This window comes from Arenimonas soli (assembly GCF_014643775.1).
Classification (GTDB): Bacteria; Pseudomonadota; Gammaproteobacteria; order Xanthomonadales; family Xanthomonadaceae; genus Arenimonas; species Arenimonas soli.
In genome coordinates this window covers 1,220,491-1,245,455 of the sequence record NZ_BMKC01000001.1, presented here as the reverse complement: position 1 = coordinate 1,245,455, position 24,965 = coordinate 1,220,491, and the positions used below count along the sequence as shown (strand labels likewise).

Sequence of the window (24,965 nt, the reverse complement as noted above, 5' to 3'; positions counted from 1 at the left end):
CGGCATGTGCGGGTCTCCGGGCCTGTCCTGTACTGTTCTATTCAACTACAACACCCCAGCCAGAAGCCGCCCCCATGAAGACTTCCCGTACCGTGCCGCCGTCCCGTTCCCTCGCCGCGCTGGCCCTGGCCATTTCCCTGGTGCTTGCGGGCTGCGGCGGCGGTGAACCGCCGGCCGAAGGCGAGGCCAGCGAAGCCAAGACCACCGCCCAGGCCGAAAAGGGCAAGACCGACGAAAAGAAGGTCGAAGCCGTGCCGGTGGAAGTCGCGGCCGTCGCCAAGCGCCCGATCGCGGCCAGCTTCACCGGCACCGCCAACCTCGAGGCGCCGGGCGAAGCCCAGGTCGTCGCCAAGACGTCCGGCGTGTTGCTGCAGCTGCTGGCCGAGGAAGGCGACCAGGTGAAGGCCGGCCAGGTGCTGGCCCGCATCGACCCGGAGCGTCCGCGCCTGGAAATGGAGCGCGCCCGCGCCACCGTGCGCAAGCTCGAGAACAACTACCGCCGCTCGCAGGAACTGCTGGAATCCAAGCTCGTCAGCGCCGAGGCCAGCGACCAGATCCGCTACGACCTCGAGGCCGCGCGGGCCCTTTACCAGCTGGCGCAGCTGGAACTGTCCTACACCAACATCGTGGCGCCGATCGACGGCGTCATCGCCGCCCGTGCGGTCAAGCCGGGCAACCTTATCCAGCTCAATTCCAGCCTGTTCCGCATCGTCGACACCTCGCGTCTGGAAGCGGTGCTCAACGTGCCCGAGCGTGACCTGGCGACGATGCAGGAAGGCCTGGTCGTGCGCATGACCGCCGACGCCATGCCCGGCGCGGTGTTCGAGGGCGTCATCGATCGTGTCAGCCCGGTGGTGGATGCCGGCAGCGGCACCTTCCGCGTGGTCACCGCCTTCCCCGGCGGCGAAGGCCTGCGCCCGGGCATGTTCGGCCGCATCGAAGTCGTGTACGACCAGCGCAGCGACGCGCTGACCGTGCCGCGCTCGGCGCTGCTGCAGGACGCCGGCGAAACGGCGGTGTTCGCCGTTCGCGACAGCAAGGCCGTGCGCGTGCCGGTCGAAATCGGGCACCTCAGCGGCGAACTGGCCGAGGTCCGCAAGGGCCTGGCCGAAGGTGACCAGGTGGTCACCGCCGGCAAGGTCGCACTGCGCGACGGCGCCGCGGTGGAAGTGTTGAATCCGCCGACCGCCGCCAGCATCGAAGCGGCCCGGGTCGCCGACGCGTCCAAGGCCGGCCGCTGACATGAGTCTCGCCGAGTTCTCCGTCCGCCGTCGTGTCACCGTGTTCATGGTGACGCTGACCTTCGTCCTGTTCGGCCTGATCGGCTTCGGCGCGCTGCCGGTCAACCTGTTGCCGGACCTGAGCTATCCCACGCTCACCGTGCGCACCGACTACACCGGCGCCGCACCGACCGAAATCGAAACCCTGATCAGCGAACCGGTGGAAGAGGCCGTGGGCGTGGTCAAGGGCCTGCGCAAGCTCAAGTCGGTGTCGCGCACCGGTCAGAGCGACGTGGTGCTCGAGTTCGCCTGGGGCACCGACATGGACCGGGCGGGCCTGGAGGTCCGCGACAAGCTGGAAACCCTGAACCTGCCGCTCGAAGCCGACCAGCCGGTGCTGCTGCGCTTCAACCCGTCCACCGAGCCGGTGATGCGCCTGGTGCTGTCCGATTCCGGGCAGGAAACCAGCGATGCCTCGCTGGTGCGACTGCGCCGCTACGCCGACGAGGAACTCAAGAAGCAGCTCGAGCCCGTCGAAGGCGTGGCCGCGGTCAAGGCCGGCGGTGGCCTCGAAGACGAGATCCAGGTGGACATCGACCAGCAGAAGCTGGCGCAGCTCAACCTCGGCATCGGCACCATCATCGACCGCCTGGGCGCCGAAAACGTCAATATCTCCGGTGGCCGAATCGAAGACGGCAGCCAGCGCTACCTGGTGCGCACGGTCAACCAGTTCGCCGATATCGAAGAAATCCGCAACATGCTCGTCACCGCGCGGACCGCCGGTGGCGGCAACTCCGCTGCCCAGGAAGCCGCGGCTGCCGCGGCGCGTGTTGCCGCGCTCACGGGTTCCGCCGAGGCATTGGCCGCGTCGGCGTCGGCGCAGAGCGCCGCCAGCGGCGGTGCGAACGTTGCCGGCGGCGGCCAGGCGATACGCCTGGGCGATGTCGCCAACGTGACCCAGGGCTTCAAGGAACGCGAGTCGATCATCCGCCTGGCCGGCAACGAAGCGGTCGAGCTGGCGATCTACAAGGAAGGCGACGCCAACACCGTCAGCGTCGCGGATGCCGTGCACGCCAACCTCGAACGCCTGCGCCGCGAGCTGCCGGCCGGCGTCGAACTGACGGTGGTCGACGACCAGGCCGTCTTCATCCGCCAGGCCCTGGCCGACGTGCGCTTCGACGCGCTGTTCGGCGGCGGCCTGGCGATCCTGCTGATCTTCTTCTTCCTGCGCGATGGCTGGAGCACCTTCGTCATCTCGCTGTCGCTGCCGATCTCGCTGATCGCCACGTTCTTCTTCATGGACCAGTTCAGCCTCAGCCTGAACGTGATGTCCCTGGGCGGGCTGGCCCTGGCCACCGGCCTGGTGGTGGACGACTCGATCGTGGTGCTCGAATCGATCGCCAAGGCCCGCGAGCGCGGCCTGGGCATCGTCGAAGCGGCGGTGGCCGGCACGAAGGAAGTCAGCATGGCCGTGGTCGCCTCGACGCTGACCAACGTCGCTGTGTTCCTGCCGCTGGTGTTCGTCGAGGGCGTGGCCGGCCAGCTGTTCAAGGACCAGGCGCTGACCATCTCGATCGCCATCCTGATGTCGCTGGTGGTGTCGCTGACGCTGATTCCGATGCTGTCTTCGCTCAAGGCCAAGCCGCCGCTGGCGTTCCCGCAGGAGGCCCCGGCCCCGCGCTGGCAGCCGCGCAACCCGGTGCTTCGCGTCGTCGCCACGATCCGGCACGTCCTGGCCCTCGTGTTGGGCTTGCTGGTGATGGCCCTGTCCTACGTGGTGATCACGTTGTTCCGCGGCGTCATGGTGCCGGCCGGCAAGCTGCTGTCCTGGGTCGGCGGCTGGGTCATGGTTCCCTACTACTGGGCCGAACGTCGTTATGCGCGCCTGCTGCCGGCCGCGCTGGCCCGCCCGGGCCGCGTGCTGGGCTTCTCCGCGCTCGCCTTCGTGCTGGCCATCGCGCTGGTTCCGACCCTGGGCCTGGACATGATCCCGCAGCTGGCGCAGGACCGCTTCGAGATGACCGTGAAGCTTCCCGCCGGCACCCAACTGCGCGACACCGACGCACTGATGCGCACGGTGCAGCGGCAGCACGCCGACGAGCCGGGCGTTCGCGCGCTCTACGGCGTCAGCGGCAGCGGCACGCGGCTCGACGCCAGCCCCACCGAATCGGGTGAAAACATCGGCACCCTGACCGTGGTGCTGGGCGAGGGCTACGACGAGGCCACCGAAGCGGCCGCGACCAACAGCCTGCGCCGGACTATGGAGCAGCGCTTCCCGGGCGCCGAAGTCAGCTTCGGCCGGCCGGAGATCTTCAGCTTCTCCGTACCGCTGGAAATCGAACTGCACGGCGCCGACCTGGGTGACCTTGAGCAGGCCGGCCAGCGCCTGGTGGCGCTGATGGAAGGCTCCGACCGTTTCGTGGACATCAAGTCCTCGGTGGCCGAGGGCTACCCGGAAATCCAGATCCGCTTCGACCAGCAGCGGGCCGCCGCGCTGGGCATGACCACGCGCCAGGTCGCCGACCAGGTCGTTCGCAAGGTGCGCGGCGAAGTGGCCACCCGCTACAGCTTCAACGACCGCAAGATCGATGTGCTGGTGCGCTCGCGTGTAGCCGATCGCGCCTCGGTCGAAGACATCCGCAAGCTGATCGTCAACCCCGAAGCCGCCGTGCCGGTGACCCTGGACGCCGTGGCCGACGTGATCCAGACCACCGGCCCCGGCGAGATCCGCCACGCCAACCAGGGCCGGGTCGCGGTCGTATCCTCGAGCCTGGCCTACGGCGACCTGGGTAGCGCGGTGGCCGAGGTCGAACGCCTGGTGGCGGAGAACCCGCTGGGCGCCGGCGTCGGCATGCGCATCGGCGGCCAGGGCGAAGAACTGGCCGCCTCCGTGGCTTCGCTGGTGTTCGCCTTCGGCCTGGCGATCTTCCTGGTCTACCTGGTGATGGCCTCGCAGTTCGAATCGCTGCTGCATCCCTTCGTGATCATGTTCACCATCCCGCTGGCCCTGGTGGGTGCGGTGCTGGCGCTGTTCATCACCGGCGCGACGCTGTCGGTGGTGGTCTTCATCGGCCTGATCCTGCTGGTGGGCATCGTGGTCAAGAACGCCATCATCCTGATCGACAAGGTCAACCAGCTGCGCATCGCCGGCGTGCCCAAGCACGACGCCATCCTGCAGGGCGCTTCCTCCCGCCTTCGCCCGATCGCGATGACCTCGCTGACGGCCTTGCTGGGCTTCCTGCCCATGGCGCTGGCCACCGGCGAGGGCGCCGAGGTGCGCGCGCCGATGGCGATGACGGTCATCGGCGGCCTGGCGGTGTCGACGCTGCTGACCCTGGTGGTCATCCCGGTGGTCTACAACCTGCTGGACCGCCGCAGCGACGAAAGTTACGTCGCCCGCGCCAAGCCCATCGTCATCGAAGAAGACGGCGGCGAACCCGAGGGTGTGCGCGCATGACCATCGCCGAACTCAGCCTGCGCCGGCCGGTGTCGGCGATCATGTTCTTCGTGTCCATGGTGGTCATCGGCCTGATCGCCGCCTTCCGCCTGCCGCTGGAACAGTTCCCCGACCTCAATGCGCCCTTCATCGCGGTCGAGCTGCCGTACCCGGGTTCGACCCCGGACGAGGTCGAACAGAGCCTGGTGCGCCCGGTCGAGGAGGCCCTGTCCACCCTGCAGGGCATCAAGAACCTCAACTCGATGAGCCGGGCCGACGGCGGCAGCGTCTGGATCGAGTTTTCCGACTGGGACCGCGACGTCGAAGTACTGGCCTCGGAGGCGCGCGAGCGCATAGACGCCATCCGCGACGAACTGCCGGACGACTTCCAGCGCTACCGGGTGATGAAGTTCTCGACCAGCGACGAACCCGTGCTGCGGGTGCGCCTGGCCAGCGAACGCGACCTGACCAGCGAATACGACCTGATCGACCTCAAACTCAAGCGCCGGCTCGAGCGCATGCCGGGTGTCGCCCGCGTCGAGATTTCCGGCGCCACGCCCAGCGAAGTGGAGGTGGCGATCGACCCCAACCGCCTGTCCGCCCATGGCCTGAGCCTCAACGAACTGGCCATGACCCTGCAGGGCGTGAACTTCTCGGTCTCGGCCGGCACCATCGAGGACGGCGCCCGCCGTCTTCGCGTGCAGCCGGTGGGCGAACTGCGCGACATCCAGGAGCTGCGCGAGCTGGTGGTCGGCGCCAACGGCCTGCGTCTGGAACAGGTCGCCGACGTGCGCCTCAAGCCCCAGCGCATGAACTACGGCCGCCGCCTGGAAGGGCGCCCGGCGGTCGGCATCGACGTCTTCAAGGAGCGCAACGCCAACCTGGTGGAAGTCTCGCGCACGGTCCTGGCCGAGATCGAGCAAATCGGTCGCGAGTCCGATTTCAGCGGCGTGCGCATGATCCTGATCGACAACCAGGGCGACAACGTCACCGGTTCGCTGCTCGAGCTCACCGAAGCCGGCATCATCGGCCTGGTGCTTTCGGTGGCGGTGCTGTTCTTCTTCCTTCGCCACTGGCCGTCCACACTGATGGTGAGCCTGGCGATCCCGATCTGCTTCATCATGACCCTGGGCTTCATGCACTTCCTGGGCGTCACGCTGAACGTGCTGACGATGATGGGGCTGCTGCTGGCGGTAGGCATGTTGGTGGACAACGCCGTGGTGGTGGTGGAAAGCATCTACCAGGAACGCGAAAAGCACCCGGGCAACCCGCGCTATGCCTCGATCATCGGCACCAAGCACGTGGCCATCGCGCTGTCGGCCGGCACGCTGTGCCACTGCATCGTGTTCGTGCCCAACCTGTTCGGCGAAACCAACCAGATCAGCATCTTCATGGTGCAGATCGCGGTCACGATCACGGTGTCGCTGCTGGCCTCGTGGCTGGTGGCGATCAGCCTGATCCCGATGCTGTCGGCGCGCATGAAGACGCCGCCGGCGGCGACGGCCCGCACCGGCATGATCGCGCGCATGCAGGACCGTTACGCCAGCTTCCTGGACTGGACGCTGCGCCATCGCTGGACCAGCGTCGGCGGCATCCTGCTGATCGTCGCGGTCAGCATCGTGCCGATGACCCAGACCAAGACCGACTTCTTCTACCAGGAGCCGGGCCGCGAACTGGACATGTTCTACCGATGGAACGGCGCCTACGCGCTGCCGCAGGTGTCCGAGGAAGTCCTGCGGGTCGAGCGCTACCTGGACCAGAACCGGGAGGAGCTGCAGATCGAGCAGATCTATTCCTGGTACAGCGAACAAGGCTGGGCCGGCACCAAGATCACGCTGCGCAGCGAGGGGCGCGGCCTGCGCGATCCGCTCGAGATCATGGAGCAGATCCGCGAGGGCATGCCCAAGTCGGCGCGCGCGACCGTTGGCTTCGAGCAAGGCGGTCGGCAGGGCGGGCAGGGCGGCGGCCAGGACACCGTGCAGGTCTCCCTGATCGGCGACTCGTCGGAACAGCTGAAGCTGCTGGCCGCGGAGATCGTGCCGCTGCTCGACCGTCGCGACGAACTGCGCGACGTGCGCGTGGATACCGGCGACGAAAACTCAGAGCTGGCGATCAGCGTCGACCGCGACAAGGCGCTCACCTACGGTTTCAGTGCCGAGGAAGTCGCCCGCTACGTGGGCACCGCCCTGCGCGGCACGCCGCTGCGCGAATTCCGCCGCGGTGAATCCGAAGTCCCGGTCTGGGTGCGTTTCGAGGGCTCGGAAAACTTCGGCGTCGAAGACCTCGCCGGTTTCACCCTGCGTGCGCCCGACGGGACCTCGATCCCGCTGCTGGCCCTGGTGCGGGTCGACACCCAGGCGGCTGCGACCCAGGTCTTCCGGCAGAACCGCCGCACCACGCTCAACATCCAGTCCAACCTGGGCGAAGGCGTGACCGCGCCGGATGCCCGCAAGGCCATGGAGGAAGTGCTGGGCGCGCTCAGCCTGCCCCCGGGCTACCACTGGAGCTTCGACGGCGTGTTCCGTCGGAACGACGAAGCCGGCGCCCAGATGGCCTTCAACACGCTGATCGCGCTGCTGATGATCTATGTGGTGATGGCGGCGGTGTTCGAGTCGCTGCTGTTCCCGGCGGCGATCATGTCCAGCATCGTGTTCTCGATCTTCGGGGTGTTCTGGTTGTTCTGGATCACCGGCACGGTGTTCACGATCATGGCGTCGATCGGGATATTGGTCTTGATGGGCGTGGTGGTGAACAACGGCATCGTGATGGTCGAGCACATCAATACGCTGCGCCGGAAGGGCATGGACCGGACGACGGCCCTGGTGCAGGGCAGCCGCGACCGCCTGCGGCCGATCCTGATGACCATGGGCACGGCGATCCTGGGCATGGTGCCGATCGCGCTCAGCACCACCCAGATGGCCGGCAGTGGCCCGCCGTACTACCCGATGGCCCGCGCCATTGCCGGTGGCCTGGCGTTCTCGACGCTGGTGAGCCTGCTGTTCCTGCCGACGATCTACGCGATCCTCGACGACTTGAGCCTGGCCGTCTCCCGCCGCATCGCCCAGGCCCGCGGTTTGGCTCCGCTGGGCGGGGCGGTGGCCCGCACCTGAGGGGATTCAGGCCAGCTTGCTGAGCAGGGTGGCACCGCCGATCCATACGGCGATGGCGGTGCCCAGGCTGGTCAGGAAGAAGTTGACCAGCACGCGCGCAACGCGGTTCTTCCACCAGCCGCTGATGTGGCCGGTGTCGTCGCGCAGGCGCAGGAAGTCGGCATAGGTGGGTTTGCGCACCCAGGCTTCGACCGCGGCGCTGACCGTGCCCGAGGCCAGGGCCGGGTGCAGCGGCGTCAGCGGTGACGACACCGCCGCGGCGACGATGCTCAGCGGATGCCCGCCGGCCGCCAGGCAGCCCAGCGCGCCGCCGGCGGCGGTGATCAGGGCCCACTGCAGCACCAGTTCGCCGCCCAGTTCGGCGCCACCCTGCCAGAAACCCCAGGCGAAGCCGCCCAGCAGGAACACCGCCAGCACGATCGTGAACCAGGGGATGTCGCTGCTGCGCGGAAGTTCGTTGAGCGCATCCAGCGCCGGCTGCGGCGCGTCGTCGTTTCCGCGCAGGTGCTCGGCCAGGCCCTTGAGGTGGCCGGCGCCGACCACCGCCAGCACCTCGCGGCCGCCTTCGGCGCCGACCTGGCGCAGGCGGTTGGCCATGTACTGGTCACGCTCGGCGATGATGGCCCGGTACAGCGGCGGGCTACCGGCGGCGAATTCGCCGAAGCTTGCCTCCAGGAAGTCGCCCTTCTTAAGGCGCTCGATTTCTTCTTCTTCCACCGACTCGTCGGCCAGCAGGCTGGCGCCCAGGCCGGCGATGAGCTTGGTGCGGCCCCAGAAGCCCAGCGCGCCGAACGCACGCCGCAGCGTGATGCCGACATCGCGATCGACCAGGGCCAGGCGCAGGCCGCGGGCCTGGGCGCCCACGGCGGCGGCCTTGAGTTCCGCGCCGGGTTCGACCTTAAGCTGTTCGGCGAGGCGGCGCTGGTAGGCCGCCAGCGCCAGGTTGGCGGCGACCAGGCCGGTCTTGCCTTCGCGCAGGATCTGGAACAGGTCGAGCCTGGACAGCGCGTCCGGGTCGGTCAGGGCGCGATGGCGCTGGGCGTCGAGTTCGACCGCGATGGTGTCGTAGCGGCCGCTGGCAAGCGCGGCTTCCACCGCGTCGATGCTGGCTTGGGACACGTGCGCGGTGCCCAGCAGCGTGTAGCGCACGCCGTCGCGTTCAACGATGGCGTGGGGCTGGTCGAGCAGGCCGTCGGGGACGGTGCCTTCGACGGCGTTCAATCCCGGTACCGCTTGAGCAGGTCGCCATAGGCGTCGATGCGGCGGTCGCGCAGGAAGGGCCAGATGCGGCGCACGTCCTCGCTGCGGGCCAGGTCGACGTCGGTGACCAGCACTTCCGGATCGTCGGTGCCGGCTTCGGCCAGGAATTCACCCTGCGGGCCGAGCACGTGGCTCGAGCCCCAGAAACGGATGCCGGAGGCGCCGATCGGCGAGGGCTCGTGGCCGACCCGGTTGCAGCTGAGCACGGGCAGGCCGTTGGCCACCGCGTGGCCGCGGTGGCTCAGGATCCAGGCGCCGCGCTGGCGGTCCTTTTCACCGGGTTCGTCGTCCGGGTCCCAGCCGATGGCGGTGGGGTAGAGCAGCAGTTCGGCGCCGGCCAGCGCCATCAGGCGCGCCGCTTCGGGATACCACTGGTCCCAGCACACCAGCACGCCCAGGCGGCCGACCGAGGTATTGATGGGTTCGAAGCCCAGGTCGCCCGGGGTGAAATAGAACTTTTCGTAAAAGCCCGGGTCGTCCGGAATGTGCATCTTGCGGTACTTGCCGGCGATCGAGCCGTCGGTTTCAAAAACCACCGCGGTGTTGTGGTACAGGCCGGCGGCGCGGCGTTCGAACAGCGAGGACACCAGCACCACGGCGTGCTTCTTCGCCAGCGCGCCCAGGCGGTCGGTGCTGGGGCCGGGGATCGGTTCGGCGCGGTCGAATTCGCTGGTGGCCTCGTGCTGGCAGAAGTAGGCGCCGTTGTGCAGTTCCTGCAGCAGCACCAGCTTCGCGCCGGCGGCCGCGGCGTCGGCAACGCGGGCCTCGATATTGGCCAGGTTGGCTTCGACGCTGCCGTGGTCGCGGTCCTGGACCAGGGCAACGCGCAGGGAGTTCTTCTTCATGCCAGCAGGCCTTCGGGTAGTTGCATGGTGACGCAGTGCAGGCTGCCGTTCTGCCAGATCAGCGGACGGCAGTTCACCGGCACGATCTCGCGGCCCGGGAAGGCGTCGGCCAGCACCTGGGCGGCGGCCTCGTCGGCGGCGTCGCCGTAGGCCGGCATCAGCACGGCGTCGTTGATGATCAGGAAATTGGCGTAGGACGCCGCCAGGCGGCGTCCTTCGTCCAGCACCGGCCGGGCCCAGGGCAGCGGGAACAGGCGGTAGGGCTGGTCGTCGGCGGTGCGCAGGGCGGCCAGCTCCGCGGCCATGGCCTGCAGCTCGGCGTAGTGGCTGTCGTCCGGGTCGTCGCAGGCCTGGTAGACGATGGCGTCGGGCGCGGCGAAACGCGCCAGGGTGTCGATGTGCGCGTCGGTGTCGTCGCCCTCGAGGTAACCACGGTCGAGCCAGAGCGTGCGCGACTGCACCAGCTCGTTCTCGAGCAGCGCGGTGATTTCAGCGCGCGACTTGCCCGGGTGGCGCTCGTGCAGGCAGCGCCAGGTGCTGAGCAGGGTGCCTCGGCCGTCGGTTTCGATCCCGCCCCCCTCCAGTGCGAAATCAACGCGGCGGTGGCTGGCATCACGGAACAGGCCGGCGGCGTGCAAGCGGGCCACCAGCTGGTCGTCGCGCCCGGCTTCGAACTTGCCGCCCCAGGCGGTGAAGTGGAAATCGAGGAGCCGGTATCCCGGGCCTTCGCGCAGGGTGATCGGGCCGGAATCACGCAGCCACGTGTCGTCGTAATCGACCTCGAAAAACCGCACCTGGTCCAGGTCCACGCCGGCGGAGGCGAGCTGGGCGGCGGCGCGCGCGCGCAGGGCCGGGCCGGCCACGCAGACCAGCGCGGGCTGGAATCGCGTGATGGCGGCCACCAGGCCGACGTAGGTCTGTTCGACCTGGGCCAGGCGGTCGGCCCAGTCGGTGCCTTCGTGCGGCCACGCGAGAAGCACGGCGGACTGGGGTTCCCATTCCGCCGGGAAGCGAAGGAGTTGTGACATTAGGCTCTACTGGATGGGCTTGGGGCCGATCTCTTCGGGCTGGCTCTTGGCGGCCACGGCGTCCACGACGTGGTCGTACTCGAAGTAGACCGAGAAGCCGGCGTAGTCCCAGCGGGTGATCGGCGGGTTGTGCTTGCGCGAGTTCGGACCCGCCACCGGGGCGTGCTTGCGAACCGGGGCGCCGTAGGCGGCCTCGATCTGCGCCATGGTCTGGCCACGGGCGGGCAGGGCGCCCGATTCGGCCCGGACGCGTTCGACCAGCAGGATGTCGGCCGAGGCCGGGGACGCCTGCAGCAGCAGGCCGGTCGCCAGGGCAAGGGCCATGGCCAAGGTGTGGGATTGGGCCTTCATGGAACACCTCCGCAGGATCGTCGGGATGACGGGTAGGGTCGGGATCATCGCAAAACCGGCCTGAACGCGCCATCCGCCCCGGGGCAAGGGGGGCCGGGAAACGAAGACGCCGGCTTTCGCCGGCGTCTTCGGATCCAACCTGGCTGCCGCGCTTAGCGCTGGCGGGCCTTGAAGCGCGGGTTGGACTTGCAGATGACAAAGACCTTGCCGCGACGGCGCACGACCTTGCAGTCGCGATGGCGGGTCTTCGCCGACTTCAGGGACGAGAGCACTTTCATGGCAGTTCCTTAAAGGGGTTGGGGCGATAAAGAAGCGGGAGTATAGCCCAGTCCAAAACGGCTTGCAATACAAGCGTTTGGGGGCAAAACCCGACCCGGATCAGCGCAGGTAGGCCTGGGTCAGGGTGTTCAGGTGCAGGCGTTCGGCGTCGCGCAGCAGGGGCGAGAGCAGCATCATCACCTGGACGATGCCGCGCCGGATGGCCTCGTTTTCGTCCTTGTCGCCCCGGACCGAGGCGTAGTTGAGCCAGAACGTGGCCAGCACCAGGATATTGGTGGCCGTGGCCTCGACCTCGGCCGCCGAGGCCCGCATCACCCCGGCCTGGACCAGGCCGCGCATGCCCGAGGTGGCGTTGTCGGCCGCACGCTTGAGGATGCGGGCGAAACGCAGGCGCAGGCGCCGGTTGCGGCTGAGGATGTCCACCAGGTCGCGGTAGAGGAAGCGGTAGTCCCAGATCGCCTCGAACACCAGGTGCAGCTGCAGCCAGATGTCCTCCAGGTCCCGCAGCCGGCCCTCGGGCGCCACCAGGGCGGTGTCCATGCGCTCTTCATAGCGCGCGAACAGCTGCTCGATGATGTCGTCCTTGTTGCGGAAGTGGTAGTAGAGGTTGCCCGGGCTGATCTCCAGCTCGTCGGCGATGTGGTTGGTCGTGACGTTGGGCTCGCCCTGTTCGTTGAACATGGCGAGCGAGGCATCGAGGATGCGCTGGCGGGTCTGCCTGGCCATCGGGCGGCGTCAGCCGCGAAGCGTCTTCACGAGGGCCACGTACTTCTTCATGGCTTCCTCCTGCTTCATGCCGGCCAGCTTTTCCCAGGCCTCGTACTTGGCGGTGCCGACAAAATCGAAGAACCCGGGCTTGGGCCCGCTGACGTCGCCTTCCGAGCCCTGCTTGTACAGCGCGTACAGGCGCAGCATGGTGTCGTTGTCGGGCCTTTCGGCCAGGTCCATCACGTCCTTGGCGGCATTTTGGAAGTCGGCTTTCAGGTCGGCCATGGTCTTGGATCCCCGCAATCGAAGCCCCGGTGATAACACGGCCCCAAGGGAAGTTCAATTGAAGTTCAACGCGGGGTTTGCCGCCCGCGCCGGGCTCTGGCAACTTAGCCCCATCGCCGGCCGCTTCGGGCCGGTCCCGGGGTCAAGGGCAGGGGAGAGGTCATGTCTTATTTCGTAACGGGCGCCACGGGTTTCATCGGGCGCTACCTGGTCAGCAACCTGCTCAAGCGCAAGGGCACGATCCACGTCCTGGTGCGCAAGGGCTCGGAGAAGAAGCTCGAGGCGATCGCCAGCTCGATGGGCTGGGACCGCAAGCGCATCGTCTTGGTCGCCGGCGACCTGTCCAAGCCCAGGCTGGGGCTGGCCCCGGCCAAGGTGAAGGCGCTGTCGGGCAAGGTGAAGCACTTCTTCCACCTGGCCGCCATCTACGACCTGTCCGCCGACGCCGCCTCCCAGCAGGTGGCCAACATCGACGGCACCCGCCACGCCATCGAGCTGGCGGCGGCCATCAAGGCCGGCTGTTTCCACCACACCAGTTCGATCGCGGCCGCCGGCCTGTACCCCGGCGTGTTCCGCGAGGACATGTTCGAGGAAGCCGAAGGCCTGCGCGACCCCTACCTGCGCACCAAGCACGAGTCCGAGGGCATCGTGCGCAAGGAGTGCAAGGTGCCGTTCCGCATCTACCGCCCGTCGATGGTCATCGGCCATTCCAAGACCGGCGAAATGGACAAGATCGACGGCCCGTATTACCTGTTCACCCTGGTCAAGAAGATGCGCCAGGCGCTGCCGCAGTGGGTGCCGACCCTGGGCATCGAAGGCGGGCGCATCAACGTGGTGCCGGTGGACTTCGTCGCCGACGCCATGGACCACATCGCCCACAAGCGCGGGCTCGATGGCCAGTGTTTCCACCTGGTCGACCCGGACCCCAAGCGCTTTGGCGAGCTGATGAACACCTTCTGCCGCGCCGCGCACGCGCCCGAGATGACCATGCGCCTGGACGCGCGCATGCTGGCGGTGGTGCCCGGCGCGGTGCGCAACGCGGTCACCAACCTGCCGCCGGTCAAGCGTTTCACGGCGATGCTGCTGCGCGACCTGAAGCTGCCGCCGGCCACCCTGTCCTTCATCACCTACCCGACCAAGTTCGACACCCGCGTGGTCGAGCGTGCGCTCAAGGGCAGCAAGATCTCGGTGCCGGACCTCGACTCCTATGCCTGGCGCATCTGGGACTACTGGGAGCGCCACCTCGACCCCGACCTGTTCGTCGACCGCACCCTGCGTGGCCACGTGACGGGCAAGGTGGTGCTGATCACCGGCGGTTCCTCGGGCATCGGCAAGGCCACGGCGATCAAGGTCGCCGAGGCGGGTGCGAAGGTGATCATCGTCGCGCGCGGCGAAGAAGAGCTGTTCTCCACCCGCGACGAAATCCTCGCCGCCGGCGGCAAATGCTGGGCCTATACCTGCGACCTGACCGACCTGGCCAGCTGCGACAAGCTGGTGGCCACGGTGCTGGCCGAGCACAAGGCGGTGGACATCCTGGTCAACAATGCCGGCCGGTCCATCCGCCGGTCGGTCGAGCTCAGCTACGACCGCTTCCATGACTACGAGCGCACGATGCAGCTGAACTACTTCGGCTGCCTGCGCCTGATCATGGGCTTCCTGCCGGCCATGACCCAGCGCCGCAAGGGCCACGTGGTCAACATCAGCTCCATCGGCGTGCTGGCCAGCTCACCGCGCTTTTCGGCCTACGTGGCGTCCAAGGCGGCGCTCGATGCCTTCAGTCGCTGCGCCCAGGCCGAGTTCAGCGGCAAGAACATCGCCTTCACCACGGTCAACATGCCGCTGGTGAAAACCCCGATGATCGCCCCGACCAAGATGTACGAGTCGGTGCCGACGCTGACGCCCGAAGAGGCCGCCGACCTGGTGGTGAAGGCGATCATCGAGCGGCCCAGTCGCGTGGCCACCCGCATGGGCATCTTCGCCGCCACGCTCAACGCCGTCGCGCCCAAGGCCTACGAAGTGATCATGAATACCGCGTTCGAGATGTTCCCGGACTCGGCCGCGGCCAAGGGCGACCGCAAGGCGCTCAGGGACGAGAAGCCGACCAACGAACAGGTGGCCTTCGCCGCGCTGATGCGCGGCGTGCACTGGTAGCACCTACTGGCACTGCCTCCAGCGCACCTGGCCGGCAGTGCCGGCCGGGGGCTCGAGCTGCAGGCGGGTGTAGCGCAGCTCTTCGTACTGCACGAGCACGGCGCAGGCCTCGTTGACCAGGCCGGTGTCGATGCCGTCGGCCCGGCTCATCCGGATCACCAGGGTCGACTGGGTGGACCAGTTGGCGTGTTCGGCTGCGTCCAGTTCGCCGACTTCGGCGGCGGCGGCGAGGCGGCGTTCGATGCGCTGCTGTTCGGTCAGCCTGGCCACCTCCTCGAGCTCGCGCAGCGCGCCTTCGGCGTCGCGCGAAGCCTGGTCGGTGAAACGCGACACCGGGGCCTCGGGTTCGCCCGCCGACGCGGCTGAAGTTTCGCCGGCGGCTTCGTTCGCGGGCCCTTCGGTGCCGGCCGCGGTCGCGGCGGGGCTCGTGTTTTCGGGCGTGCTGGCCGGCGTGCCGACCATGGCGTCGGGTTCGCCGGGCTGCATGGCGTAGCCGGCGGCGAACACCAGCAGGCCCAGCACCACGCTGGCGAAGATGCCCAGGCGCTGGCCCTTGCGGATCTCACTGGCGGCCTGTTCGCGGATCGCCAGCACCATCTGCGGCGCCGCGAAGGGCTCCACCTGCGGCCAGAGGCTGCGGCCATCGGTGAGGTCGACGCCGTAGCGGCGCGCCAGGTCGCGGGCGAAGCCTTCGGCGCTGCCCAGGGTCACCAGCATGCCGCTGGTGGCGCCCTGCAACTGCACGGCGTTGGCGAAGTCACGGACGTTGGCCTCGCCCAGCCGGTAGGCGGTGCCGTGCTTGTAGCCCAGAAGGCAGCGTTCGTCGCCCTTGACCAGCAGGAACTCCGCGCCGCCGTCGCCAGGCTGGCGGCTCGAGGGCAGTTCCTTGTAGCCCTTCTCTTCCATGGCCTGGAGCACGAGGCCGGCGCATTCACGCCACTTCATGCCGGCCAGCGCCTGGATGCCGACCTGGGTTTCGGCCAGGCGACGGCGGTGTACGCCGAACCACCAGGTGCTGCCGACCAGCGCGGCAATGGTGACGACAAGGGCGGCTACGAGGGGGCTGAGGCCGAACATCCGGTCACTCCGATTCAGGGGGGCGGGCAGGGTGCAAGAGGATAACGCGGAAAGCCGGGGGCAATGGCCGCCAAAACGCGACGGGCCCGGCAGTGCCGGGCCCGAAGGTCATCTGATTCCGTCCGCCAGCCGGGAGCCGCAAGGGGAGGGAGCGTGCGGTTTCCCGAGCTGGCTGGCGGACGGGAAGGGGGTCAGGCGCTCGGCGCCTGCGGGGCGACCGGCTTCGGGGCCTTGGGCAGGCGGCGCTTGCTGGCGGCCTTGGCGGGCTTGCGCGTGGCCTTGGCCGGGGCGGACTTGCGCGCCGGCTTGCCGGCCTTCTTCGCGGCGGGCTTGCGGGCGGCCGGCTTGGCGGCCTTCTTGCCAGCCTTCTTCGCGGCCGGCTTGCGGGTGGCCGGGGCCTTGCCGGCACCGGACTTCGCCGCCGGGCGGGACAGCTTGCGCAGCTCGCCGTTGAGTTCATGTACGCGCTGGTTCAGTTCGGCCAGGTCCTCGCGGCCGGGCACGCCAAGGCGGTTGAGGGCGCGCTGGACGCGGTCCTCGAACACCTTCTCGAGGCGGTCCCAGGTGTCCACGGCGCGTTCGCGCACCACGCCGACGCGGTCCTCGACGGCGTCACGCACGGCGTCGACGCTGCCGGTGGCCAGCTTGCGGGTGTTCTGCTCGATGCTCATGCCCTCGTGGACCAGCGCTTCGAACAGCTTCGAACCTTCGCCCTGGGCGCGGTGGAAGGCACCCATGCCGGCCATCCAGATCTGCTGGGCGGAGCCGACGATCGAACGCGACACCTGCTCGGCGCGGGCCTGCAGGTCGGCGGCGGAAGCGGCGGACGGCTTGCGCTTGGGCGAGGCCTTGGCGCGGGCGTTCTTCTTGAGCTTGGCCATGCTGCGTTACTCCATCTGTTCGGTTTGGGCACGAGTGCCGAGTGGCCCCAATCTGGGCCTTGTGTCTAGAGTTTTCACACCATTGGCGGCGCGCCGTCCGGGCGGTGTCGCCCTGGCCTTCAGCGTCGGCGGTTGCCGGCCTGGCGTCCACCCTTGGCCCGCGCGCCGGGCTGGCGTTCGCGGACCACCAGGTCGACGTCGTCCAGGGCCCGGCGCAGGCGCGCGGTGGCTTCGGTCGGCCGCGGCGGCGTGCCCAGGTCGTCCATGATCGAAACGCCGGGATCATCAAGGATTCCGGCGCGCAGCTGCAGGCCGTGCCGGGCCAGCACCGGCGCCAGTTCGGCGCGACGGCGGCGCAGGTCGTTGAGGGTCGAACGAAAGGCGTGCTCGCAAACGCGCTGGCGCGAGGAGTAGCTGAAGACGTTGGTGAAGAACATCTCGCCGTCGTCCTCGTTGGGCTCGAACACCACCTGGTCCACGTCCGGGTAGCGTTCGGCGTATTTTTCCAGCCCAACGCGCATGCGCGACTGCAGCAGGGTGCGGAAGGTCTGCGACAGCACCACCGGCAGGCCACCTTCGCTGATCATGTTCATGCCCTCGGGCGGGCGCCCGGCGGTCTTGGCGTTGAAGGGCACGAAGGGATTGACGCCCAGCATCAGGTCGATGCCGTGGTCGAGCACCGTGGAGGCATGCATCGTGCGGCGCAGCGCGCCGTCGACGAAGTGATGGCCGCGGATGTCCACCGGCGGGTACAGGCCGGGCAGGGCCGAACTGGCCTGCACCGCGCGCGAGATGCTGACGTCGTCCCAGCCCGGGCCGCCGAAGCGCACCGCTTCGCCGCTGTCGAGGTCCACCGCCACCACGTAGAGCTTTGCGGCCAGTTCACGGAAGTCGTTGCTGCGGCCGCGCATGGTGAAGACCTTGCGCAGGAAGCTTTCGATGCCGCGGTTGTCGAACAGTCCGGTCGGGATGGCCCCGCCGAAGCGGCCGACCAGTTCGCTCAAGTGCGAACCGGTGGGGTCGGTCAGCAGGTCCTTCCACCAGTCGAAGGCCAGCCGGGGAACCGAGGACGCCCGGCGCACGTATTCCATGAAGGCCGGGCGCAGGAACATCTGCGGGTGGAACTTCACCTGGTCGCTGTCGCCGCTGATGAAGATCCGGCACATCTCCGCGGTGTCGAGCCGGTTGGCCAGGCCCGCGGCCAGGAAGGCGCCGGAGCTGACGCCCACGTAAACGTCGAGCCGGGTCAGGTCCAGGCCCTCGATGGCGACGTCCAGCGCCCGCAGGGCGCCCAGTTCGTACATGCCGCCGATCGGCCCGCCGCCGGCAATGGCCAGGCCGATGCGGCGCTGGCTGGGCGGTTGGCGCTTCCGGGCTGGCTGCAGAACGAGCATGCTATGGAATCATCCTTGTATGGCGCGGCGATTGTAGCCGCATGAATACCCTGCCCAGTGTGAACCGCCTCCATTTCCCGGCCTCCGGCCCCCGTCCGGGCACCGCCCGATGAGCCAGGTCCTGCTGCGCCAGCGCCTGGCGAAACGGCTGGCCTGGCAAAAGGCCGTCAACGACCCGGTGCGCGACCCGCGCAACCGGCTGCCGCAGCTGCAGGCCCTGCAGGCCTGGCAGGCGCGGCGCCTGTCCGAGAGTTTCACCGACTTCAAGGACAACGCCCGCATGCGCCCGGCGGCGGAGTTCTTCCTGACCGACCTCTACGGCGAGCGGGACTTTTCCGGCCGCGACCGCGACGTCGCCAAGGTGATGCCGCTGATGTCGCGGCTGCTGCCCGACACCCTGCTGGTGGCCGCGGCCGACGCCATCGGCCTGGCCGTGCTCAGCCACGCCTTCGACCTGCGCATGGCCCAGCAACTGGCCGCACGCCGGCGTCCGGGCGCCCCGATCACGTTGGCCGACTATGGCCAGGCCTACCGCGCCGTGGGCTGCCCCCGGCTCCGCCGCCGGCAGATCGAACTGATCCTGGGCGTGGGCTGGACCCTGGACGCGGCGGTGAAAAAACACGGCGTCTACAAGATCCTGCGGGCATCGCGTTTCCCGGCCAGGGCGGCCGGGCTGTCCGAGCTGCAGGGGTTCCTGGAGCGCGGTTTCGGGGCCTTCGACGCCCTGGGGGGTGCCGGCGACTTCCTGGAAGCCATTGGCCACCGTGAGCGCGAGGCCTCGCGCCGGCTGTTCGCCGGCCACGCCGATCCCTTCGGCCATCCGGGCCCTAACCGAACTCGCGGTCGAGGTACTGGTGGATCTCGCGCTCGATCGGACCCTTGATCGCACCCAGCAGGAAGCCGAGCTTGGCGGTCACGTGCACGTCCTTGGCCGTGACGGCGATGTGCCCGTCGACGCCGCCGCGGGTGAAGGCCAGGGTATTGCCCTCCCAGCCGTACTCGACGTCGAACTTCTCGGCCAGGTGTTCGGCGACCCGTTCGATCGCGGCCTTGGCTTCCTTGAGCGGACGAGAATGTTTGCGTTGGATGTCGATATGGGACATGGCTTTCTCCTGGACGGCCTATTCTGCTTGGCTTCGCCGTATCCACCAAGCAGGCCCGGCGCGACGGCCATGCTAGATTCGCGGCCGGAGGAGGCCGGATGCAACTGACGTTCCCCAATGGCGAACACCCCAGCGTGCCCCTGCAGGGCGAAGTGGCCGTGGGCACGCGCCCGGGGCTGCGGGTCAGCCTGCCCGGCAGCGGCCTGGCCGCCCACCACGCCAGCTTCGTGAGCGATCGCCGCGGCCTCTGGCTGCGCGTGCCCAATGGCGCGCCGGGCGTCCACCTCAATGCCCGCCCGGTATCCAGGCTGGCCCAGCTGCGCCCGGGCGACCTGGTTTGCCTGGACAAGCTGCGCGTGGTGGTGAAGGGCGACGAGCAGCCGGCCATCGAGCAGCGCATCCCGTCCGCGGCCCCGGCCAGCCTGGGCGACGCCCAGCGCGTCGCCGCCTCGCGCGTCGTGCTTCGTGGGCTCAGCGGCCCGCATTTCGGGCGCTGCCATACGCTGACCGATCCGCGGGTCCTGGGCCGGTCGTCGGCGGCCGACATCCGGCTCGAAGACCCGGCGGTGGCCGAACGCCACGCCGTGGTGGAACTTCACGGCGACCGGGTCATCCTGCGTTCCCTGGCGCCGGGCAAGGACGCCACCTGGGTCAATGGCGTGCCGGTGGCCGATGCCGTGCTGTCGCCGGGCGACCAGGTCGTGATTGAACAGCATCGTTTCGTGCTCGAGGCCCCGGGCCTGCCGCTGCGCGGCCAGGCGGGCCTGGGCAAGTCGGCGGCGACGCCGCACACCCAGACCATGCGGGCCGTGGACGTGCCGGTGGCCCCGGACCCGCCGCCGGCGGCAGACCCGGCCGATCCCAATGCGCCCCGGGAGCGGGATCCCAACAGCCTGTGGTGGCTTATCGCCGCGGCCACGATCCTGGCGGCATCCCTGACGATGCTGCTGGTCTACGCGCCCTGAGCCCTGCGGCCGCGCCAGCGCCAGAAGCCGCGCAGCCCCAGCAACACCGTCAGGATCGCCGCGTACACCAGCGGTTCGCGCAGGTCGACTTTCACCAGCCACAGGTAGTGCGCCACCGCCAGCGCAGCGGCGCCGTAGACAAGCCGGTGCAGCTGGCCCCAGCGCCGGCCCAGCCGCCGCATCCAGCCGCGGGTGGACGTGACGGCCAGCGGCAGCAGGCACAGCCATGCGGCGAAACCCAGCATGATGTAGGGGCGCTTGACCAGGTCGTCGAACACCTGCATCCAGAAGCCGCCCAGGTCCAGCACCAGCCAGGTCGCCAGGTGCAGGCAGGCGTAGAAGAACGCATACAGCCCGACCAGTCGCCGGAACCGGATGGGCCAGGCTTGCCCGGCCAGCCGACGCAGCGGCGTCAGCGCCAGGCCCAGCAGCAGCAGGCGCAGGGCCCAGGTGCCGGTGGCGTGGGTGATTTCAGCCACCGGGTCGGCGCCCAGGCTGTCGTGCACCACGCCGCGCACCAGCAGGGCCAGCGGCAGCAGCGCCAGCGCATGGGCCAGGGCCTTGAGCCCGACCCAGCGCCAGTCGATGCCGCGCTTTCCTAGAACCACTTGCGCAGGTCCATGCCTTGGTAAAGGGACGCGACCTGCTCGCCGTAGCCGTTGAAGGGCAGGGTGGCGATGCGGTTGGCGAACACCCGGTTGCCATCGCCGGCGATGCGGCGTTCGCTGGCCTGGCTCCAGCGTGGATGGTCGACGTCCGGGTTCACGTTCGAATAGAAGCCATATTCATTGGGCTGCGACTGGTTCCAGCTGGTCACCGGCATTTGTTCGGTGAAGTGGATGCGCACGATGGACTTGATGCTCTTGAAGCCATACTTCCAGGGCACGACCAGGCGCAGCGGGGCGCCATTCTGGTTGGGCAGGTCCTTGCCATACAGGCCGGTGGCCAGCAGGGTCAGCGGATTCATCGCTTCGTCCATGCGCAGGCCTTCGCGGTAGGGCCAGTCCAGCGCCGGGTATCGGATGCCGGGCATCTGGTCGGGTTCGGCCAGGGTGGTGAAGGCGACGTAGCGCGCCCGCGAGTTCGGATTGAATCGCCTGATCACCTCGGCCAGCGGTATGCCCTGCCAGGGCAGCACCATGGACCAGCCTTCGACGCAGCGCAGGCGGTAGATGCGCTCCTGCACGGCGTGCGGTCGCAGCAGGTCTTCAAGCGCGAAGGTGCCGGTGGTCCCGGCCTCGCCGCTGACCACCACGGTCCAGGGCGCGGGCCTGAGCGTGTGGGCGTTGCGCGCCGGATCGGCCTTGCCGGTGCCGAACTCGTAGAAGTTGTTGTACGTGGTGGCGTCCTGCCAGGTGGTCAGGGTTTCGCTGGTGCGGAAACCGTCGGCCGAATCGGTGGCGGCCGGTGCCGCGGACGGTGCGGCGTCCTCGGCGCCGGCGCAGCCGGCCAGGGCCAGCAGCGGGCTGGCCAGGCCCAGGCCCATCAGCTGGCGCCGGGCACGATAGACCGGCTCGGGCGTGATTTCAGAGGCAGGTGGCTGGGGGTAGCGCGGGCGGCTCATCGTCGTCTCCGTTGTCCACGTTCGGGTGGACCAGGTGGATATACTCCCCACAGAGGTCGCCACCGGGGGGAAGGATGCGCCTGGTCGAAGCGTTTGATTCATCCACCAGCGTGGTCGCGGTGATGCGCGCCAGCGACGGGGTGTTCCTCGGCGTCAATCCTGCGTTCGAGCGTAGCACCGGCTACCGTCGCGACGAGGTGATAGGCAAGATCCCCAACGAAATCGGGCTGTGGCCCGACCCGGGCTTCCGCGCCCTTGTCTGGAGCGTCCTGCGCACCGAACACCGTGCGGCCTGCCTGCCTGCCGATATCCGCTGCGCGGACGGCCGGGTCCTGCCGGCGCAGCTGAGCTGCGAATTCGCCGAAGACCCGGAAGAGGGCACGGTCGTCTTTTGCCTGCTGCACCTGGCCGGCCAGGCCCGCGGCGACGACGAAGATTCCGCAGGGTCCGCCCCCGGCATGCCGGCAGGCTTCTACCGGGCGCTTTACCTCGCCGCCGCCGAGGGCATCTATCGCAGCCTGCCCGGCGGCGGGTTCCTGGACGTCAACCCGGCCATGGCCCGGATCCTGGGCTTCGAATCGCCGGCGCAGATGCTGCTCGAATGTGCCCGCGATGCGGCCAGCCTGTACGTGGACCCGGACCGGGCGGCGCAGAGCCACGCCCGCCTGCAGGCCGGCGAGCGCCTGGAGAGGGTGCGGGCGCGGGTCCGGCGGCGCGACGGCAGCATCATCTGGGTCAGCGAAAACGCCCGCGCCATCTACGACGAGCAGGGCAAGGTGCTGTTCTACGAAGGTTCGCTGGTCGACATCACCGCCCAGGTGGAGGCCGAAGAAGCGCTGCGGCAGTCGCGCACGCTCTACCAGGTGCTGGTCGAGAACAGCCGCGACGGCGTTTTCCTCATCCAGCGCGGCGCGGTCGCCTTCGCCAACCGGGCGCTGGCGGACATCCTGGGCTACACGGTCGAAGAACTGACCGGCATCGAATACATGTCGCTGGTCGATCCGGCCGACCTGGAAGCCCAGCAGGCGCGGCGCGCCGCGCGCGAGGCCGGGTCGGACGAGCCCCAGGTCTATGAAATCCACCTGCGCCGGCGCGACGGCCAGGTCATCCTGTGCGAAGTCCGCGCCGACGCCGTCGAATACGAAGGCGACATCGCTTCCACCGGGACCCTGCGCGACGTCACCGAAGAACGCGCCCGGCAGCGCGCCGTGGCCGAGGCCGAACTGCGCTATCGCGAACTGTTCGAAAACTCGCCGGCGGGCCTGTTCCGGACCGGGCTCGATGGCCAGATCATGGAGGTGAACCCCATGCTGGCCCGGATCATGGGCTACGACAGCGTCGCGCAATTGCGGGCGTCGGCCACCAACATGCAGTCGGTCTACATCGACCCGGGCGAACGCCAGGCGCTGGTGGCGCAGGCACTGCGCGATGGGTCGTTCGAACACTACGAAACCAGGATCCACTGTCGCGATGGCAGCCCCAAGTGGGTCAGCGCCAGCGTCCGCGTGGTATTCGACGAACACGGCCAGCCGCTGCACTTCACCGGTTCGGTGCTGGACATCGACGAACGCCAGGAGGCCCGCCTGGCGCTGGCGCGGTCGGAAAGCAAGTACCGCACCCTGGTCGAACACAGCCAGGTGGGCGTGTTCGTCATGGACGGCGAACAGTACACCTACGCCAACGGTGCCTTCGCCCGCATGCTCGGCTATCGCGAATCCGAGCTGGTCGGGCGCAGCTACCGCGACATCATGGCGCCCGAAGCGGTGGCGCAGTCCGAGCGCCGCGATGCCGACCGGCTGGCGGGCAGGGCGGTCAGTCCGGATTTCGAAAGCTGCCTGCTGCACCGGGACGGCCAGCGGGTCTATGTGCGGGTCAGCATCGGGCCGGTCCTTCTCGACGGCGTCGAACACCTCACCGGCACGGTGCTCGACATCACCCGCCAGCGCGAGGCCGAGGACCGCCTGCGCTTCCACGCCACCCACGACCCGCTGACCGGCCTGCCCAACCGCATGTTGTTCAACCAGAAGCTGGCCTCGGCGATGCTCGGCGCCAGTCGCGCCGGCGGCACGCCCTACGCGGTGCTGTTCCTGGACCTGGACGGGTTCAAATGGGTCAACGACAGCCTGGGCCATGGCGCCGGCGACCGCCTGCTGGTGCAGATCGCCCGGCGGCTCGAGGACAGCCTGCTCGCCGACGTGCTGATCGCCCGCTACGGCGGCGACGAGTTCACCCTGCTGCCCGATGGCTCCTGCGACGGTGACCGCGCCCGGCAGATCGCCCGCACCGTCATCGGGCTGTTCGAGCAGCCCTTCGACATCGGCGGCCAGCAGGTGTTCTCGTCGGCCAGCATCGGCATCGTGCTCGGGCGGCGCGACTACGAGTCGCCCGACCAGGTGCTGCGCGACGCCGACACGGCCATGTACCGGGCCAAGTCGGCCGGGAATTCCGGCTTCGTCGTCTTCGACGAGGGCATGCACCAGGAGGCCCTTAGCCGCCTGCAGCTGGAAACCGACTTCCGCCTGGCCTTTGAACGCGCCGAGTTCCGCGTGCATTACCAGCCGATCGTCGAGCTGCACGGCGGCCGCCTGGTGGGCGCCGAAGCGCTGGTGCGCTGGCAGCATCCGCGCCGCGGCCTGCTGGCGCCGGCCGAGTTCCTGCCGCTGGCCGAGGAAACCGGCCTGATCATGGACCTCGATGCCTGGGTGCTCCGGCAGGCCTGCGCGCAGCTGGCGCGCTGGCGCGCGGCGCACCCGGCGCTCGCCGACCTGTCGATGAACGTCAACGTGGACGAACGCCAGATGGTGTCGCCGGACATCGTCGACGAGGTGCTTTCGCTGCTGCGCAAGCACCAGCTGCCGCCGGCCTGCCTGCGCCTGGAAGTCACCGAAACCGCCTTCCGCGGCGGCCGCGGCCAGGCCGAACAGCGCCTGCTGGCGCTCAAGGCCCTGGGCGTGGGCCTGGTGGTGGACGATTTCGGCACCGGTTATTCGTCGCTGGAATCCTTCGCCTCGTCCCCCTTCGACGCGCTGAAAATGGACCAGGTGTTCATCCGCGACATCCAGAGCAACCCGCGCCACCGCGCCATCGTGCGCACGATCAACAGCTTCGCCACCGAGCTGGGCCTGGCGTTGACCGCGGAAGGCATCGAAACCACCGGCCAGCGCGACGCCCTGCGCGACATCGGCTGCCAGTTCGGCCAGGGCTTCCTGTTCGCCCGCGCGCTGCCGCCGGAGCAGTTCGAGCAAATGCTCTCGGGGATCGAGGGCATCGTCGGCTGACCGCCTTCCGGGGCTTCGCGGCCCCGTGAT

At 68.8% G+C, this 24,965-nt stretch carries 19 protein-coding genes and 1 pseudogene; 7 read left to right on the top strand and 13 right to left on the bottom strand.

Annotation, left to right across the window (positions count from 1 at the left end; genetic code table 11):
* The first annotated feature begins 74 nt into the window (after window positions 1–74).
* Genes IEX13_RS06025 through IEX13_RS06015 form a run of 3 tightly spaced genes read left to right on the top strand, consistent with a single transcriptional unit; the run spans window position 75 to window position 7,766 of the window.
* Entirely contained in the window at window positions 75–1,241 is a 1,167-nt protein-coding gene (locus IEX13_RS06025) for an efflux RND transporter periplasmic adaptor subunit (protein WP_188662199.1), read from the top strand.
* 1 nt (window position 1,242) lies between these two features.
* Window positions 1,243–4,677, top strand: a complete 3,435-nt coding sequence (locus tag IEX13_RS06020) for an efflux RND transporter permease subunit (protein ID WP_188662197.1) — start codon at window positions 1,243–1,245, stop codon at window positions 4,675–4,677.
* The gene (locus IEX13_RS06015; RefSeq protein ID WP_188662195.1) at window positions 4,674–7,766 is read left to right on the top strand and encodes an efflux RND transporter permease subunit; all 3,093 of its coding nucleotides are present in this window, start codon (window positions 4,674–4,676) and stop codon (window positions 7,764–7,766) included. The genes IEX13_RS06020 and IEX13_RS06015 overlap by 4 nt, the downstream gene beginning before the upstream one ends.
* Window positions 7,767–7,772: 6 nt before the next feature.
* On the opposite strand, the gene IEX13_RS06010 is transcribed toward IEX13_RS06015, so the two are convergent.
* From IEX13_RS06010 to IEX13_RS05980, 7 genes are all read right to left on the bottom strand, one after another.
* Entirely contained in the window at window positions 7,773–8,987 is a 1,215-nt protein-coding gene (locus tag IEX13_RS06010) for a TraB/GumN family protein (RefSeq protein WP_188662193.1), read from the bottom strand.
* Window positions 8,984–9,871: a carbon-nitrogen hydrolase gene (locus IEX13_RS06005; protein WP_188662192.1), complete on the bottom strand. Its 888-nt coding sequence runs from the start codon at window positions 9,869–9,871 to the stop codon at window positions 8,984–8,986. Before IEX13_RS06005 ends, IEX13_RS06010 begins: the two co-directional genes overlap by 4 nt.
* Window positions 9,868–10,899: an agmatine deiminase family protein gene (locus IEX13_RS06000; protein ID WP_188662191.1), complete on the bottom strand. Its 1,032-nt coding sequence runs from the start codon at window positions 10,897–10,899 to the stop codon at window positions 9,868–9,870. Before IEX13_RS06000 ends, IEX13_RS06005 begins: the two co-directional genes overlap by 4 nt.
* Before the next feature lie 6 nt (window positions 10,900–10,905).
* Window positions 10,906–11,250, bottom strand: a complete 345-nt coding sequence (locus IEX13_RS05995; RefSeq protein WP_229668468.1) for a hypothetical protein — start codon at window positions 11,248–11,250, stop codon at window positions 10,906–10,908.
* Window positions 11,251–11,402: 152 nt separating this feature from the next.
* On the bottom strand, window positions 11,403–11,528 hold the full coding sequence (ykgO, locus tag IEX13_RS05990; RefSeq protein WP_005913193.1) for a type B 50S ribosomal protein L36: 126 nt from the start codon (window positions 11,526–11,528) through the stop codon (window positions 11,403–11,405).
* Between the two features lie 100 nt (window positions 11,529–11,628).
* On the bottom strand, window positions 11,629–12,255 hold the full coding sequence (locus IEX13_RS05985) for a TetR/AcrR family transcriptional regulator (RefSeq protein ID WP_034220376.1): 627 nt from the start codon (window positions 12,253–12,255) through the stop codon (window positions 11,629–11,631).
* Between the two features lie 9 nt (window positions 12,256–12,264).
* Window positions 12,265–12,522, bottom strand: coding sequence for an acyl-CoA-binding protein (locus IEX13_RS05980; protein ID WP_188662189.1), 258 nt, complete (start codon window positions 12,520–12,522; stop codon window positions 12,265–12,267).
* Window positions 12,523–12,684: 162 nt separating this feature from the next.
* Here IEX13_RS05980 and IEX13_RS05975 point away from each other — a divergent pair, with 162 nt between their 5' ends.
* Window positions 12,685–14,673 (top strand): SDR family oxidoreductase, encoded by a 1,989-nt coding sequence (locus IEX13_RS05975; protein WP_188662187.1) that lies wholly within the window; start codon window positions 12,685–12,687, stop codon window positions 14,671–14,673.
* A gap of 3 nt (window positions 14,674–14,676) precedes the next feature.
* Here IEX13_RS05975 and IEX13_RS05970 read toward each other — a convergent pair whose 3' ends face one another.
* From IEX13_RS05970 to IEX13_RS05960, 3 genes are all read right to left on the bottom strand, one after another.
* The gene (locus IEX13_RS05970; protein ID WP_188662185.1) at window positions 14,677–15,750 is read right to left on the bottom strand and encodes a restriction endonuclease; all 1,074 of its coding nucleotides are present in this window, start codon (window positions 15,748–15,750) and stop codon (window positions 14,677–14,679) included.
* Window positions 15,751–15,941: 191 nt separating this feature from the next.
* Complete coding sequence (locus IEX13_RS05965) at window positions 15,942–16,631, bottom strand: phasin family protein (protein ID WP_188662183.1); 690 nt, start codon at window positions 16,629–16,631, stop codon at window positions 15,942–15,944.
* 119 nt (window positions 16,632–16,750) lie between these two features.
* A complete protein-coding gene (locus tag IEX13_RS05960; protein WP_188662181.1) occupies window positions 16,751–18,025 on the bottom strand; it encodes a patatin-like phospholipase family protein in 1,275 nt (424 codons plus the stop codon).
* Window positions 18,026–18,134: 109 nt separating this feature from the next.
* On the opposite strand from IEX13_RS05960, the gene IEX13_RS05955 reads away from it, so the two are divergent.
* Window positions 18,135–18,908 carry a DUF8198 family protein gene (locus tag IEX13_RS05955; RefSeq protein ID WP_229668467.1) on the top strand — a complete coding sequence of 258 codons (774 nt, stop codon included), beginning with the start codon at window positions 18,135–18,137 and terminating at the stop codon, window positions 18,906–18,908.
* Here the strand turns inward: IEX13_RS05955 and IEX13_RS05950 are convergent.
* Window positions 18,853–19,128 carry a polyhydroxyalkanoic acid system family protein gene (locus IEX13_RS05950; protein ID WP_188662179.1) on the bottom strand — a complete coding sequence of 92 codons (276 nt, stop codon included), beginning with the start codon at window positions 19,126–19,128 and terminating at the stop codon, window positions 18,853–18,855. The two genes, IEX13_RS05955 and IEX13_RS05950, sit on opposite strands and share 56 nt — an antisense overlap.
* A gap of 98 nt (window positions 19,129–19,226) precedes the next feature.
* On the opposite strand from IEX13_RS05950, the gene IEX13_RS05945 reads away from it, so the two are divergent.
* Entirely contained in the window at window positions 19,227–20,093 is an 867-nt protein-coding gene (locus IEX13_RS05945; protein ID WP_188662177.1) for an FHA domain-containing protein, read from the top strand.
* On the opposite strand, the pseudogene IEX13_RS05940 reads toward IEX13_RS05945, so the two are convergent.
* Together IEX13_RS05940 and msrP are read right to left on the bottom strand one after the other, a co-directional pair.
* Window positions 20,032–20,701: pseudogene (locus IEX13_RS05940) on the bottom strand (protein-methionine-sulfoxide reductase heme-binding subunit MsrQ). The gene IEX13_RS05945 and the pseudogene IEX13_RS05940 sit on opposite strands and share 62 nt — an antisense overlap.
* On the bottom strand, window positions 20,692–21,657 hold the full coding sequence (msrP, locus tag IEX13_RS05935) for a protein-methionine-sulfoxide reductase catalytic subunit MsrP (protein ID WP_188662173.1): 966 nt from the start codon (window positions 21,655–21,657) through the stop codon (window positions 20,692–20,694). The pseudogene IEX13_RS05940 and the gene msrP overlap by 10 nt, the downstream one beginning before the upstream one ends.
* A gap of 74 nt (window positions 21,658–21,731) precedes the next feature.
* Between msrP and IEX13_RS05930 the strand changes: the two genes are divergently transcribed.
* Complete coding sequence (locus IEX13_RS05930) at window positions 21,732–24,935, top strand: PAS domain S-box protein (RefSeq protein WP_188662171.1); 3,204 nt, start codon at window positions 21,732–21,734, stop codon at window positions 24,933–24,935.
* Window positions 24,936–24,965: the final 30 nt, after the last annotated feature.